General features: G+C 73.1%; 11 protein-coding genes. 6 read left to right on the top strand and 5 right to left on the bottom strand.

Annotation, left to right across the window (positions count from 1 at the left end; translation table 11 throughout):
- Nucleotides 1–19: 19 nt before the first annotated feature.
- The 3 genes from Q0P88_RS00405 to Q0P88_RS00395 are packed head-to-tail and all read right to left on the bottom strand — an operon-like array spanning nt 20 to nt 3,680.
- Entirely contained in the window at nt 20–1,477 is a 1,458-nt protein-coding gene (locus Q0P88_RS00405; protein ID WP_295010304.1) for a dihydrolipoamide acetyltransferase family protein, read from the bottom strand.
- Nucleotides 1,474–2,541 (bottom strand): alpha-ketoacid dehydrogenase subunit beta, encoded by a 1,068-nt coding sequence (locus Q0P88_RS00400; RefSeq protein WP_295010303.1) that lies wholly within the window; start codon nt 2,539–2,541, stop codon nt 1,474–1,476. Before Q0P88_RS00400 ends, Q0P88_RS00405 begins: the two co-directional genes overlap by 4 nt.
- A complete protein-coding gene (locus Q0P88_RS00395) occupies nt 2,538–3,680 on the bottom strand; it encodes a thiamine pyrophosphate-dependent dehydrogenase E1 component subunit alpha (protein ID WP_295010302.1) in 1,143 nt (380 codons plus the stop codon). The genes Q0P88_RS00400 and Q0P88_RS00395 overlap by 4 nt, the downstream gene beginning before the upstream one ends.
- Before the next feature lie 157 nt (nt 3,681–3,837).
- On the opposite strand from Q0P88_RS00395, the gene Q0P88_RS00390 reads away from it, so the two are divergent.
- Nucleotides 3,838–4,275 (top strand): Lrp/AsnC family transcriptional regulator, encoded by a 438-nt coding sequence (locus Q0P88_RS00390; protein WP_295010301.1) that lies wholly within the window; start codon nt 3,838–3,840, stop codon nt 4,273–4,275.
- Between the two features lie 57 nt (nt 4,276–4,332).
- A complete protein-coding gene (locus Q0P88_RS00385; RefSeq protein WP_295010300.1) occupies nt 4,333–4,842 on the top strand; it encodes a phosphoribosyltransferase in 510 nt (169 codons plus the stop codon).
- 28 nt (nt 4,843–4,870) lie between these two features.
- Here Q0P88_RS00385 and Q0P88_RS00380 read toward each other — a convergent pair whose 3' ends face one another.
- Nucleotides 4,871–5,647 (bottom strand): IclR family transcriptional regulator, encoded by a 777-nt coding sequence (locus Q0P88_RS00380; protein WP_295010299.1) that lies wholly within the window; start codon nt 5,645–5,647, stop codon nt 4,871–4,873.
- Between the two features lie 168 nt (nt 5,648–5,815).
- Between Q0P88_RS00380 and dhaK the strand changes: the two genes are divergently transcribed.
- The 4 genes from dhaK (at nt 5,816) to Q0P88_RS00355 (ending at nt 13,588) form a co-directional block, all read left to right on the top strand.
- Nucleotides 5,816–6,811 (top strand): dihydroxyacetone kinase subunit DhaK, encoded by a 996-nt coding sequence (gene dhaK / locus Q0P88_RS00375; protein ID WP_295010298.1) that lies wholly within the window; start codon nt 5,816–5,818, stop codon nt 6,809–6,811.
- Between the two features lie 98 nt (nt 6,812–6,909).
- Nucleotides 6,910–7,548 carry a dihydroxyacetone kinase subunit DhaL gene (gene dhaL, locus Q0P88_RS00370; protein WP_295010297.1) on the top strand — a complete coding sequence of 213 codons (639 nt, stop codon included), beginning with the start codon at nt 6,910–6,912 and terminating at the stop codon, nt 7,546–7,548.
- 47 nt (nt 7,549–7,595) lie between these two features.
- A complete protein-coding gene (ptsP, locus tag Q0P88_RS14055) occupies nt 7,596–10,145 on the top strand; it encodes a phosphoenolpyruvate--protein phosphotransferase (protein WP_363316490.1) in 2,550 nt (849 codons plus the stop codon).
- Between the two features lie 98 nt (nt 10,146–10,243).
- Nucleotides 10,244–13,588 (top strand): LPXTG cell wall anchor domain-containing protein, encoded by a 3,345-nt coding sequence (locus tag Q0P88_RS00355; protein WP_295010296.1) that lies wholly within the window; start codon nt 10,244–10,246, stop codon nt 13,586–13,588.
- Nucleotides 13,589–13,666: 78 nt separating this feature from the next.
- Here the strand turns inward: Q0P88_RS00355 and Q0P88_RS00350 are convergent, their stop codons facing one another.
- Nucleotides 13,667–14,377 carry an HAD-IA family hydrolase gene (locus Q0P88_RS00350; protein WP_295010295.1) on the bottom strand — a complete coding sequence of 237 codons (711 nt, stop codon included), beginning with the start codon at nt 14,375–14,377 and terminating at the stop codon, nt 13,667–13,669.
- Nucleotides 14,378–14,392 lie beyond the last annotated feature (15 nt).

The raw sequence follows: 14,392 nt of genomic DNA, 5'->3' as shown, positions 1-14,392 counted from the left end.
GGCCCGTGCGCGAGGGGCCTCAGCGCACGCGGCCGAACGCCCGGACCGGATGCTCCAGCAGCTCGACCACCCGCCGCAGGAACGAGGCCGCGTAGCCCCCGTCGCACACGCGATGGTCGAACACGAGGGAGAGCTGCGCGATCCGCCGGGCGACGATCGCCCCGTCCACGACCCAGGGACGTTCGATGATCCGCCCGATCCCGAGGATCGCGACGTCGGGGTGATTGATGATCGCCGCGGATCCGTCGACCCCGAGGCCGCCGTAGTTGTTGAGGGTGAAGGTCGAGCCGCGCAGCCGCTCCGGCGGCGTGGCCCCGGAGCGGGCGGTCGCGGCGAGCTCGCGCAGGGCCGCGTCGAGCTCGTCGATGCTGAGCCCGTCGGCGTGCGGGATCACCGGCACGAGGAGTCCGCGGTCGGTGTCGGCCGCGATGCCGAGGTTGACGCCGTCGAACCGCACGAGCTCGGCGCCGTCCTCGCTGAGACGCGCGGCGAGGAGCGGATGCTCGGCGAGCGCGATGAGCACGAACCGTGCCGCGAGCGCCGTCACCGAGGGCGCCCTGCCGTCCCGCGGCGCCATCTGCGCGCGCAACGACCAGAGCTCGGTGACGTCGACGTCGACCCACACCGTGGCTTCGGGGATCTCCGCGCGACTCCGGCTGAGCCGTGCGCTCACCGCCTTGCGCAGCGGGGAGAGCCGATCCCGGGAGAGCACGGTCAGACCGTCGACGGTCTCTCCCGCGGACGGCGCCGCGGGGTGCGAACCGGGCGTCTGCGCGGCGACCGCGTGCAGCGCGCCGCTGTCCACCGCGTGGTCCACGGCGGCGCGGAGCACGTCGGCCCGGGTGATCGCGCCGTCGACGCCGGTGGGCGGGATCGCGCGCACGTCGAGGCCCAGGTCGCGGGCGAGACGCCGCACGAGCGGCGAGCGGACGGCGACGGGAGTGCGGGTCGCCGCATCGGCCGGCGCGGGGGTCCCGGCCGGAGCGGGCGCGCCGCGATCCGCGGGTTCCTCGGACGCCTCGGCGCCGGGGACGGACGTCGCAGCCGTCGGCGCGGAGCCGACCGATCCGGTGCGGCGGGCGCGGCGGCGTCCCGATCCGGCGCGCTCGCTCGTGCCGTAGCCGATCAGCACGTTCCCGGATCCCGCGCGTTCCTCCGTGCGGTGCGCCTGGGTCTCGACGGCCTCCGCCGCGACGCCGGCGGAGGAGGCGGCAGGGTCCGCCGCGGCCGCGTCCGCGACCTCCAGCACGGGCGCGCCCACGTCGATCGTGTCGCCCGGTGCGCCGTGCAGCGCGGTGACGACGCCGGCGAACGGGGAGGGAAGCTCGACGACGCTCTTGGCCGTCTCGACCTCGGCGATCGCCTGGTCGGTGCGGATCGTGTCGCCGACCTGCACGAGCCATTGCACGAGGCCGGCCTCGGTCAGGCCCTCGCCGAGATCGGGAAGGCGGAACACGCGAGGGGTCAGCGTGGTCATCGGGCGCCTCCCGCGTTGCTCGCCGCGTCGGCGGCGTCCTCGTCGAGGTGCAGCGTGTCGATCGCGTCGAGCACCCGATCGGCGTCGGGCAGGTACCAGTGCTCCAGCTTCGGCGGCGCGTAGGGCGTGTCGAACCCCGTCACCTTCCGCACGGGCGCCTCGAGGTGCTCGAAGCAGCGCTCGAAGAGTCGCGACTGGATCTCGCTCGCGACGCTCGCGAAGCCGGGCGCCTCGGCGACCACGACGGCACGGCCCGTCGCACGCACGGCGGCGGTCAGCGTCTCGTCGTCGATCGGGGAGAGCGTGCGCACGTCGATGACCTGCACGCTGCGACCCTCTTCTGCGGCGATCTCCGCGGCCTCCAGACAGGTCGCGACGGAGGATCCGTAGGACACCAGCGTGACGTCGGTCCCCTCCCGGGCGATGCGGGCGGATCCGAGCTCCGCGACGACCGACGTGTCCACCTCGCCCTTGGTCCAGTACAGCTTCTTCGGTTCGAGGAAGACGACGGGATCCGGCGACGCGATCGCCGCGCGCAGGAGCGAGTAAGCGTCCTGCGGGGTCGAGGGGCAGACCACCGTGAGTCCCGGCGTGTGCGCGTAGTAGGCCTCGGAGGAGTCGCAGTGGTGCTCGACGCCGCCGATGCCGCCGCCCGTCGGGATGCGGATCACCAGGGGCAGCCGCACCGCACCACGCGTGCGGTTGCCCGTCTTGGCGACGTGGCTGACGATCTGCTCGAACGCCGGAAGGGCGAAGGCGTCGAACTGCATCTCGACCACAGGGCGCAGGCCGTTCATGGCCATCCCGACCGCGGCGCCCACGATGCCGGACTCAGCGAGCGGCGTGTCGAAGCAGCGGTCCTCGCCGTAGCGCGCGGTGAGTCCGTCGGTGATCCGGAACACGCCGCCCAGAGCGCCGACGTCCTCGCCGAACACGAGCACGGCGGGATCGGCCTCGATCGCGTCCGCCAGCGCACGGTTGAGGGCGGCGGCCATGGTCATGGTCTGCGTCCGAGCGGACGCGGGCGCCGGGTCGAGCCGGACGTCGTCGTGGGCGATGGTCATCGTGCGCCTCCTGCCGGGCCGGATCCGCCGGGCGTTGCCGCGGTTGCGGAGCGGTCGATCTCGTCCTTCAGCTGCCGCCACTGCTCCTCGAGCTGCGGGGAGCGCGTGTCGCGGACGAAGCGGAACAGGTCCTCCGGGTCGGGAGCGGTCTCGGCGTTGAGCGCGTCGCGGAGGGCCGCAGCGATCCCCTCGGCTCCGGCGGCCAGGCGCTCCTCGATCGCGTCGTCGAGCACGCCGGTCGAGCGGAGGTGGGCGCGCAGCCGCGAGAGCGGATCCCGCGCGAGCCAGGCCTGCACCTCGGAGCGCTCGCGGTAGCGGGTGTCGTCGTCCGCGTTCGTGTGCGCCTGCATGCGGTAAGTGTGGGCCTCCACGAGCGACGGGCCGCCGCCGCGCCTGGCACGTGCCACCGCCGCCCCGAGCACGGACAGCAGAGCGGCGGCGTCGTTCCCGTCGACGCGCTCGCCGGGCATGCCGTAGCCCACCGCCTTGTGCGCGAGGGAGGGCGCGGCGCTCTGCCGGCTCAGCGGGACCGAGATCGCGAACTCGTTGTTCTGCACGAAGAAGACCACGGGCAGGTGGAAGACCGCGGCGAAGTTCAGCGCCTCGTGGAAGTCGCCCTCGCTCGTGGCGCCGTCGCCGCACAGCGCGAGCACGACGGTGTCCTCGCCGCGCAGCTTCGCCGCGTGCGCGAAGCCGACCGCGTGCAGCAGCTGCGTCGCCAGAGGCGTGGACTGCGGGGCGACCCGGCGGGCGCGGGGATCGTATCCGGAGTGCCAGTCGCCCTTGAGCAGCACCATGGCGTCCGCGGGGGAGACCCCGCGCGCGATCACGGCGACCGAGTCGCGGTACGTCGGGAAGAGCCAGTCGTCCTCGGCGAGCACGAGGGCGGCCGCGACCTGGCAGGCCTCCTGGCCGTGCGAGGACGGATAGACCGCGAGACGGCCCTGACGCACCAGCGCGTGCGCCTGCTCGTTGATCCGCCTGCCCTCGACGAGTCCCTGGTAGGCGCGCAGCAGCAGCGCCGGATCCGGCAGGGCGTGCGTCGGATCGGCGGTCGCCCGCCCGTCCGCGTCGACGAGGCGCACGGGCGTCTCGCGGGGGAGGAGCGTCTGCGGGTCGTCCAGGGACGCGGTGTTCATCTGGTTCGCCTTCCTTGCCGAACGGGACCCCTCCAGTGTGCGCGCACGGAGTGCAGTCATCCCATCTGATCCGCCCGAGTGTGGACGATTGGCGCTGAAGTGCGTGAGAATCGTACGAAGTGTCACATCGACGCGACGACGGAGAGGACCACGGGCCGTGCACACCCTGGACGACATCGACCACGCCATCCTGGAGCAGCTGCGCCGAGACGCGCGCGTCTCGATGACGGCGATCGCCGACGCCGTGCACATCTCCCGGGCCGGCGCGCACGCCAGGATCAAGCGCCTCACCGACGCCGGGATCATCACCGGCTACTCCGTGCGCACGGATCCCGTGCTCCTCGGGCACCACGCCTCGGCCTACGTCATGCTGGCGCTGGAGCAGCCGGCGTGGCAGGAGGTGCGGGATCGGCTGCAGCGCATCCCGGAGGTCGAGCACATGGCGCTCGTGGGCGGGGACTTCGACGTCATCCTGCTCGTCCGGGCGAGCGACGCCCGCGACCTGCGCCGGATCGTCCTGGAGGACATCCAGGCGATCCCCGCGGTGCGCTCCACGCGCACGACGCTCATCTTCGAGGACTTCGCCCGCGCCTGAACCGGATCCCCTCCTGACGGGCGCGCGTCGCCGGCGCGCACGCGGCACAATGGATCCATGACGGACACGGCGATCGAGCGCGAAGTGCTCACCTGGGACGGTTTCGGTGAGGCGACGCGGGATCTGGCCCGCGACATCCTCGCCTCGGGCTTCGAGACGGAGGTCGTCGTCGCGATCGCGCGTGGCGGACTGCTCCCGGCGGGGGCCGTCGCCTACGGGCTCGGGGCGAAGAACTGCGGGGCGATCAACGTCGAGTTCTACACCGGGATCGGCACCGTGCTCGATGCGCCGGAGGTGCTGCCTCCCGCACTCGACATGGACTACCTGAACGGGCGACGGGTGCTGCTCGTGGACGACGTGGCCGACTCGGGGCGCACCCTTGCGCTCGCCGTCGAACTGCTGCGGGGCAAGGGCGCCGACGTGCGCTCCGTCACGATCTACACCAAGCCGACGACCATCATCCAGCCGGACTTCGCGTGGAAGGACACCGATCGCTGGATCGACTTCCCGTGGTCGGCGAAGGGAACGGTGCGCGAGGAGGACCTGGGGCTGGATCCGACCGCCTGACGAGCGACTGCGCTGCGCGGGGGAACCGCTACCCGGTCCGATCCTGTGCCGTGGCGGCGCGGGGCGGCCAGGACGTGCCGCCCAGTTCGCGGGAGACGTTGCGCGCCGTATCGCGCAGGGCGGTGAGCACGGTCGCGGGTGCCGGGCCGTCCGCGGTCGCGAAGACGACGGCCACCGTCGCGATGACGTCGCCGCGCGCGTCGCAGATCGGCGCGGCCAGCGACGACTCGCCGAGCACGGCCTCGTCCTCCTCCGCGGCCCACCCGCGGTGCGCGATCGGATCCAGGAGCGCGGCGAGCGCGGACGGGTCGGTGACGGTCTCCGCCGTGAGACTGCGCAGGGGCCGGGCGAGCACGGCGGCGCGGAAGGCCTGGTCGTGGGCGAGGAGGACCTTGCCCATCGCCGAGGCGTGCGCGGGCACGGCCATGCCGGTCTCCAGCATCTGCGGGGTGTCGTCGGGGCGCAGCACGTGGTGCACCACGAGCACGTCCGAGAAGTGGGGGGCGCCCAGGCGCACGGCCAGGCCGGTGCGGCGCGCGAGATCCTGCGTCCAGCGCAGGGCGCGGGAGCGGACGTCGAGCGTGTCGAGGTAGACGTTGCTCAGGGCCAGCAGCGTCGGGCCGAGCATGTAGCGCTGGCCGCCGCGCTCTTTCGCCACGAGCCCGTGCTCCCGCAACGACGACACGATGCCGTGCACCGTGGACGGCGGTAGGTCGAGCGCCGCGGCGAGGTCCGTGATGCCCAGATGGCGCGCGCCCTGCAGCAGCTGGAGCACTTTCGCGGCCCGGTCGATCGCTTGGATCATCCGCTTCTGCTCCCTCCCGGATCATCCTTGACTTTCCGACATCATGCACGCATATTCGACATTGACGAAACCTGTGTCGTCGATCCGCGCGCGGAACGACCCGCCGACAGGTCTTCCTCGGCCGGCGCCGTCGTCTCGTCGAAGCCACTGCTACAAGGAGGTTGCAGGATGAAGAAGCTCATCAACGCCCCGGAGGACGTGCTCATCGAGTCGCTGCGGGGCCTGGCCCTCGCGCATCCCGAACTCGACGTCGATCTGGACCATCGCGTCATCCTGCGCCGGGAGCGCAAGGAGGAGGGCAAGGTCGGCCTTCTCTCCGGCGGAGGATCCGGGCATGAGCCGCTGCACGGCGGGTTCGTGGGGCGGGGCATGCTCGACGCGGCCTGCGCGGGGGAGGTGTTCACCTCGCCGACGCCGGACCAGATGCAGTTCGCGACGCAGGCGATCGACCGCGGCGCCGGGGTCCTGCACATCGTCAAGAACTACACGGGCGACGTCATGAACTTCGAGATGGCCGCTGAGCTCGCCGGAGCGGACGGGATCGACGTGCGCTCGGTCGTCGTCGACGACGACGTGGCCGTCCAGGACTCGCTCTACACGGCCGGGCGCCGCGGCGTCGGACTCACGGTGCTGTTGGAGAAGATCGTCGGGGCCGCCGCGGAGGAGGGGCGGGATCTCGCGTCCGTCGCCGACCTCGCGGCGCGCGTGAACGGGCAGGGGCGTTCGATGGGCATGGCGCTCACGAGCTGCACGGTGCCGTCGGCGGGCAAGCCCACCTTCGACCTCCCGGACGACCAGATGGAGATCGGCATCGGCATCCATGGCGAGCCGGGGCGGCACCGCGAGCCGCTGGCGCCGGCGCGGGACATCGCCGTCCAGCTGGTGGAGCCGATCCTCGCCGACCGCGACTTCACGGGCTCGGGATCCATCGTCATGCTCAACGGCATGGGCGCATCGCCCCTCATCGAGCTCTACCTCATGTACGGCGAGGTCGCGGCGCTGCTCGAGAAGGCCGGGGTGCGGATCGCGCGCAGCCTCGTCGGCAACTACATCACCTCGTTGGACATGGCCGGCTGCTCGCTCACCGTGCTGCAGGCGGACGACGAGATCCTGCGCCTCTGGGACGCGCCCGTGGTCACCCCCGGCCTGCGCTGGGGGGCGTGAGCCGTCCGCATCCCCTCCTCCCGCGCGCGGTCATCGGGTGCCGTCTCCGACGGCATCGCGCGACGGATCCGCAGACCCGATCGAAGGAGAACAGCTGCATGTCGAACACCATCCCGCTCACCGTCCTCGTCGACTGGCTCCACCGCTTCCGCGACGCCGTCGTCGCGCAACGCGACTGGCTCACCGAGCTCGACTCGGCGATCGGGGACGCCGATCACGGCGCCAACATGGCGCGCGGCATGACGGCGGCGGTGGAGAAGGTGGACCAGACGGCGCCGGCGACCGCGGACGAGCTGTTCAAGGCGGTCGGCATGACACTGGTCTCGACGGTCGGCGGGGCGAGCGGGCCCCTCTACGGCACGTTCTTCCTTCGCCTCGGCACCTCGCTCGGAGCCGTGACCGAGGTCACCGCGGACGCGCTCGCCGCCGGGCTGCGGGCCGGGCTCGACGGGATCGTCGCGCGCGGCAAGGCCGAGGCCGGCGACAAGACGCTGTTCGACGCCATCTCGCCGGCGCTGCAGGCGATGGACGCGGCGCTCGCCGAGGGCGCCTCCGCCGGAACCGCGGCCAGGGCGGCGGCATCCGCGGCCGCGGACGGACGGGATGCGACGACAGACCTCGTCGCGCGCAAGGGACGGGCGAGCTACCTCGGCGAGCGCAGCGCGGGGCACGTCGATCCGGGATCGGCGTCCGCCACGCTGCTGTTCGAGGCGCTCGCGGCGGCGGTCGCGGCCTGAGCGCGCGCTCGGGACGCGGACGGGCACGGATCGACGGGATCGGTCGCATGGGCACGGGGATCGTCGTCGTCTCGCACAGCCGACGTCTCGCGGAGGCGGCGCGCGAGCTCGCGAGTCAGATGGTGCCGGACGGCGCCGTGCCGGTCCGGCTCGCCGCCGGTGCGGGCGAGGAGCCGGACGGCACCCCGATCCTGGGCACGGACGCCACACGGGTCGCCGCGGCGATCGATGAGATCGCGTCGGAGTGCGACGGCGTGCTCGTCGTGATGGACCTCGGGTCCGCCGTGATGAGCGCCGAGTTCGCCCTGGAGCTGCGGGAGAGCGACGTCCCCGTGCGGCTCAGTACCGCGCCGTTCGTGGAAGGGCTGCTCGCGGCGTGCGTGACCGCCGCCCAGGGCGCCTCGCTCGCCGACGTGGCGGCGGAGGCGGACGGCGCCCTCGTCGCCAAGGTCGCGCAGCTGCGAGACGCCGGCGGCTCCCCGGAGGGCGCAGCGGACACGCTCCCCCCGGACGCCCCCGCGCCCGACGCCTCCGCGCCCGACGTCCCCGTGTCGGAAGGGGGCGGGTCAGACGCCGAGACGGTGCGGACGGTGAGGGTGCGCAATCCGCTCGGGGTGCATGCGCGGCCCGCGAGTCTCATCGCGCAGGCGGCACAGGGCGAGGAGCTGCGCCTTCGTCGTCTGCCCGACGGGGATCCCGTGCCCGCGGCGAGCATGATGCGGCTGCTGGCGCTCGGTGTGCGCGAGGGCGAGGAGATCGAGGTGCGCGGCGATCCCGCGGCGGTCGACCGCGTCACGGCCCTCTTCGACGACGGCTTCGGCGAGCTGGCCCCAGCAGGCGACGGCGGCGCCGCCCCTGTTCCGTCTCCGCCGGTGCCGTCACCGGCCGAGCCGAGCCCGACCCGCGGCGGCGAGATCGCCTCCTCCGAGGAGGGGACGGCCTCCCCGGTCGATGCGGGGACGGCGCTGCGGGGTCGAGGGGTGAGCCCGGGGCGCGCTGTCGGACCGGTCGTGACGCTCGGGGCGTCGCTCGCCGAGCCCGACGCCTCGGTGCGGATCGCGGAGGACGCGAGGGGCGCAGAGGCGGGACGGATCGCGCCCGCGGCCGCCGCCGTCGCCGAGACGCTGCGCGAACGCGCCGCCCGGAGCACGGGCGAGGCGGCGCAGATCCTCGCCGCGACGGCGCAGCTGGCCGCCGATCCGGATCTGGCCGAGGGCGCCGCCGCCCGTGTCCGTGCCGACGGCGTCACCGCGGCCCGAGGGGTGTGGGAGCAGGCGCACGCGCAGGAGCGCATCCTGCACGGCCTCGGGGGACGCATGGCCGAACGGGTCGCCGACGTGCGCAGCGTCCGGGATCGCCTCCTCGCACAGCTCACGGGACAGGAGCTCCCCGGGGTCCCGGAGCGCGAGGATCCGTTCGTCCTCGTCGCGGCCGACCTCGCCCCGGCGGAGACGGCGGCGCTGGACGAGAGCGCCTGCGTCGCCCTCGTCACGCAGGAGGGCGGACCCACCTCGCACACCGCGATCCTCGCGCGTGCGCTCGGCCTGCCGGCCGTCGTCGGCCTCGCCGGGGCGACCGCGCTCCCGGCGGGCACGGTGGTGCTCGTCGACGGCTCCGCGGGGACCGTGCTCGTCGACCCTCCTGCGGCCCTGCGCGATGCCCCCGTGGAGGTCGTCGCACCGTTCGACGGGCGGGCCGGGCTCGCGGACGGCTCCCCGGTGCCCTTGCTCGCCAACGTCGGAGACGCCGCGGGTGCCGTGTCGGCGGCGGAGGCGGGTGCGGACGGGATCGGACTGTTCCGCACGGAGTTCTGCTTCCTCGACCGCACGACCGAACCGACCGTCACCGAGCAGATCGAGGCGTACCGCGGGGTGTTCGCGCCGTTCGCCGGGCGCAAGGTCGTCGTACGCACCCTGGACGCCGGATCGGACAAGCCGTTGCCGTTCGCGACCGCCGCGCGGGAGGAGAATCCGGCGCTCGGTGTCCGAGGGCTGCGCATCGCCCGTGCCCACCCCGAGATCCTCGCGCACCAGCTCGAGGCGATCGCGCGGGCGGCGGAGGGGGAGAGCGCCGAGGTCGAGGTGATGGCGCCCATGGTCGCCGCGATCGACGAGGCCGAGGCGTTCGTGCGCGCCTGTCGCGACGCCGGCATCGCCCGCGCGGGCATCATGATCGAGACCCCCTCGGCGGCGCTCCTGGCGACGGAGCTGCTCGCCGTCGTCGACTTCGTGAGTCTCGGCACGAACGACCTCGCCCAGTACACGATGGCGGCGGACCGGTTGTCCGCGCCGTTGGGAGCCCTCAACGATCCCTGGCAGCCGGCCGTGCTCCGTCTCATCGGGCTCGTCGGAGAGGCCGGACGGGCGACGGGCAAGCCGGTCGGGGTCTGCGGCGAGGCCGGAGGGGACCCCGCTCTGGCCCCGGTGCTGCTCGGCCTCGGCGCGACGAGCCTGTCGATGACCGCGCGCTCGCTCGCTCCGGTCGCGGCACGGCTGCGCACCGTGAGCGCCGAGGACTGCCGGCGGGCAGCGGGGGCCGCGCTCGTCGCGCGCACCGCCGCAGACGCGCGGCGAGCCGCCGAGGAGGCACTCGGCTGAGGGTTCGATGCGGCCGATCCCCAATACCGATATGTTGACAGGGACCGGGCCGGCACGGATCGATGTGCGCAACACGGGCGGTCGCCGGGGAGGCACGCGTGTTCGGGACGCAGAGATCATGGCGGATGTGGGCGACGGGGCTGCTGACCAGCCTGCTCCTGATCCTGGGAGCGCTGGTGGTCGCTCCCGCGGCCTCGGCCGCGACGAACACGTCATGCTCGACCGCGACGCCGGGATCCGGTCGCTACGCGTCCACACTCTGCTGGTTCGACTTCTCCGGTTACGACCCCGCGCAGGCGTCCAGCGCGGCGGGGCAGGCGATGGTCGTGTCGCTGCCCGGCGGTTCGACGCTCGCCTTCACGGTCAAGGCGTCGGGCGGCCCGGCCACGAGCAGCAGCTTCCCCACCTACAGCGCCGCCTACCTGGGCAACGGCTCCTATACGGGCGTGAGCGGCCGCCCCGCGTTCTACCAGAGCCAGCCGGGCACGACGACCGATCTCAGCCTCAGCGACATCGCCTTCCGCACCCCCACCGGCGACCGATCGACGGCGTTCTCCCTCGTCGGGGCGGACGCGGAGAGCACGGACACCAACGAGTCCATCACCTGGCGCTCGGACAACCCGATCTACTCGCTCACCGCGCAGGGCGCGGATCCCGGGATCGGCAACGCCTGCAACGGCGGCTTCACGGGCGTCGGGACGCAGCAGGTCACCTGTACCGCCCGCTCGTCCTCGACCAAGACCGGGACCGCGATCCTCGCCAGCCGCGCGCCCGCCACCTTCACCCAGCGCATGGTCGGCGGCGGCCGGCAGGCGGTCGCGTTCGGCGTGCTGATCTCCCGCGTCGAGCTGGCCAAGACCGTCGCCTCCCGCTTCACCGGCGACGCGTTCGCGCTGTCGATCAAGGACGCGAACGGCACCGGTCTGTACTCTGCGGCCACCGGGCCGATGGGGACGAGCGCGACGACCGGAGCACAGTCGGTCATCGCGACCGACGGGGGAGCGTCCTTCCAGTTCGCCGAGGCGGCGACGAGCGGATCCCTGAGCCGCTACGACATCTCCTGGAGCTGTACGCGCAACGGCCAGTCGGATCCCACGCTGCCCCTCGGGCGAGGGGTCGGATCCGCAGCGACCGTGCAGGTCGGCATCGGGGACTTCGTCTCCTGCACGATCACCAACACGGCCAAACCCACCACGCTCCTCCTGCGCAAGCACGCCGGGACGGTCGATGACGTCAACGGCAACGGCCTCGCCGACGCGGGCGACCGGATCCCGTACACCTTCGACGTCACCAACACCGGCGACCTGCCGATGAGCGGGGTCGCCGTGAACGACCCCAAGGTCGGCGCGGTGACCTGCCCCGCGGGCGAGCTCGCCCCCGGTGCGACGGTGACCTGCACGGGGGACGCCCCCTACACGGCGACCCTCGCCGACCAGTCGGCGGGGTCGGTCGACAACACCGCCACGGCGACCGGGAATCCGACGGGGACCTCCGACACCGTGACCTCCAACCCGTCCTCCACGTCGACGCCCCTCACGGCGCCGAGTCCTGAGATCACGCTCGTGAAGGTGGGCACGCCGAACGACGCCGCGTCTTTCGTCGTAGGGCAGGTGATCTCCTACAGCTTCGTCGTCACGAACACCGGCAACGTGCCGGTGCGCGACATCGCGGTCACGGAGACCGCTTTCACCGGCACCGGCACGGCCCCCGTCATCGACTGCCCCGACACGAGCACGACTGCACTCGCGGTGCGCACATCCCTCACCTGCACGGCGAGCTACACGATCACGCAGGCCGACGTCGATGCCCTGCCGCAACCGATCCGCAACACCGCGACGGCGAGCGGGGATCCGGTCGGCGGCGGTGCACAGCTCGTGACGCCCCCGGCCACGGTCGAGATCCCGGGTGACGCTCACCCCGCGCTCGGGCTGCAGAAGTCGGTCACGCCCGACGTCGCGCACGTCGCCGGAGACCGGGTCGACTACACGTTCCACGTCACCAACCTCGGCAACGTGACCCTGTCCGACCCGCGGATCCGTGAGACGACCTTCTCCGGAACGGGCGGGATCCCCGCCGCGACCTGCCCCGCGGGACCGTTGGCCCCTGGAGCCTCCGTCGACTGCACCGCGTCCTACCTGCTGACGCAGGCCGACATCGATGCGGCCGCGGTCGACAACACCGCGGTCGCCACCGCCGACAGCCCCTCGGACGGTCCGGTGGACTCGCCTTCCTCGAGCGCCGCGGTGCGCATCCCCCAGGAGGCGGGGCTCGCTCTGGTGAAGTCCTCGCCCGACACCTCCTACTCGGCCACCGCTCAGACGATCACGTACCGGTTCGCGATCACGAACACCGGCAACGTCTCGATCTCCGGGATCACGGTCACCGAGGACGAGTTCAGCGGGGCGGGGCGGATCGGCGCCGTCGACTGCCCCCGCTCGACCCTGGACGGAGGCGCGTCGATGACCTGCTCGGCCGTCTACTCTGTGCAGCAGGGCGACCTCGACGCAGGATCGCTCTTCAATAGGGCGACCGCTCACGGCACCCCAGCGGGCGGATCCGACCCGATCGACACCGCGCCGAGCGACGTGACGATTCCCGCCGTGCAGGCCTCGACGCTCCACCTGGACAAGACGGCGGATCCCGTCGAGGCGTCGAGCGGTGAGTCCATCGAATATCGCTTCCGCATCACGAACTCGGGCAACGTGTCGGTCGTGCGGCCGCAGGTCGTCGAGACGACGTTCAGCGGCTCCGGCGCGTTGAGCGGGATCGTGTGCCTGGAGGAGATGCTGGCGCCCGGTGCCTCCGCGGACTGCGTGGGCTACTACACGGTGACCGATGAGGATCGCTCCGCCGAGGTCGTGAACAACACGGCGTACGCGACCGCGACCCCGCCGACCGGGGTGACCCCTCCGCGCTCGAACGATTCCTCGGCGACCGTGACGGTGCGAAACCCCGTCCTCGCCCTGGTGAAGGCGGCGGACACGGACCGCATCACCCGCATCGGTCAGACGATCCACTACACCTTCACGCTCCGCAACACGGGCAACGTCGAACTGGTCGCCCCGCGCGTGGTCGAGGTGAGCTTCACCGGGCACGGGACGCTCGGCGCCGCGGCGTGCCCCGCGGACGCGCGGATCGCGCCCGGCGGATCGATCGTCTGCACCGCGGACTACGCGGTGGTCGCGGCGGATCTGACGGGCGCCGACCTGCGCAACACCGCCGCGAGCACGGCCGAGACGACCACCGGGGTGGCGGTCACCTCCAACGAGTCGCGCGTGGACATCCCCACCGTCGCACCGCCCGCGGTGACGGCGCCCGGCGGTGACGATCTCCCGACCACGGGCGGACAGTTCAGCGTCGCCGCGGTCATCGCCGCGATCGCCCTGATCGTCGTCGGAGCGGGTGCGCTCGTGATCTCCCGTCGCCGGAGACAGCAGGAGTGACGGCGGCCGCGCGCGATGGGAGCACGTCTCCTGCCGCGCGCGGCGGCGGCGGGTCGAGCGGGCGCGAGGTCGGACGGCCTAGTCGACGGCGATCGCGAAGCCGTCGCCGTCCGGAGCGATCCGGACGTGCGTGAGATCGGCCACGACGGCGTCGGGTGAGTGCGCCGCGGAGCCGGTGCCGACGCCGATCACGCGCATGCCCGCGGCCCGGGCCGCCTGGATCCCGGCGGCGGAGTCCTCGAAGACGACGCAGTCGGCGGGGGCGATGCCGAGTCGCCGAGCGCCGAGGAGGAAGCCCTCCGGATCGGGCTTGGAGGCGGACACCTGCTCGGCGGTCACCGGGTCGGCCGGAACGTCGAGGCCGGACGCCCCCATGCGCGCCCGGAGGAGGCGGTCGTCCGCCGACGTGACGACGAGGTGCGGGTAGGGGGCGAGCGCGGCGAGGAACGCGGCAGCGCCCGGCACCTCGACGACGCCGTCGAGGTCGTCGCTCTCGGCCGCGAGCATCGCCCTGTTCTCCACGAGGTTCTGCGCGTGCGGGCGATCCGGGAGAAGGATCGCCATGCTCTGATGCCCCTGGCGTCCGTGAATCACCCCCAGGACGTGATCGCGATCGAGCCCGTGCGACGCCGCCCACGCCAGCCAGAGCCGTTCCACCACGGCGGTCGAGTCGACGAGGGTGCCGTCCATGTCGAGCAGGGCGGCATGGGCGGGGAAGATGCGGGTCACCGTCCACAGCGTACCGGGGCGGCGGCGCTCCTCGTCCGCGGATCCTTCGCGGGCGGACATGCGCGGCGCGCTCGC

Source organism: uncultured Microbacterium sp. (genome assembly GCF_945952435.1).
Taxonomy (GTDB): domain Bacteria; phylum Actinomycetota; class Actinomycetes; order Actinomycetales; family Microbacteriaceae; genus Microbacterium.
This window is presented reverse-complemented; position numbering and strand designations above follow the sequence as displayed.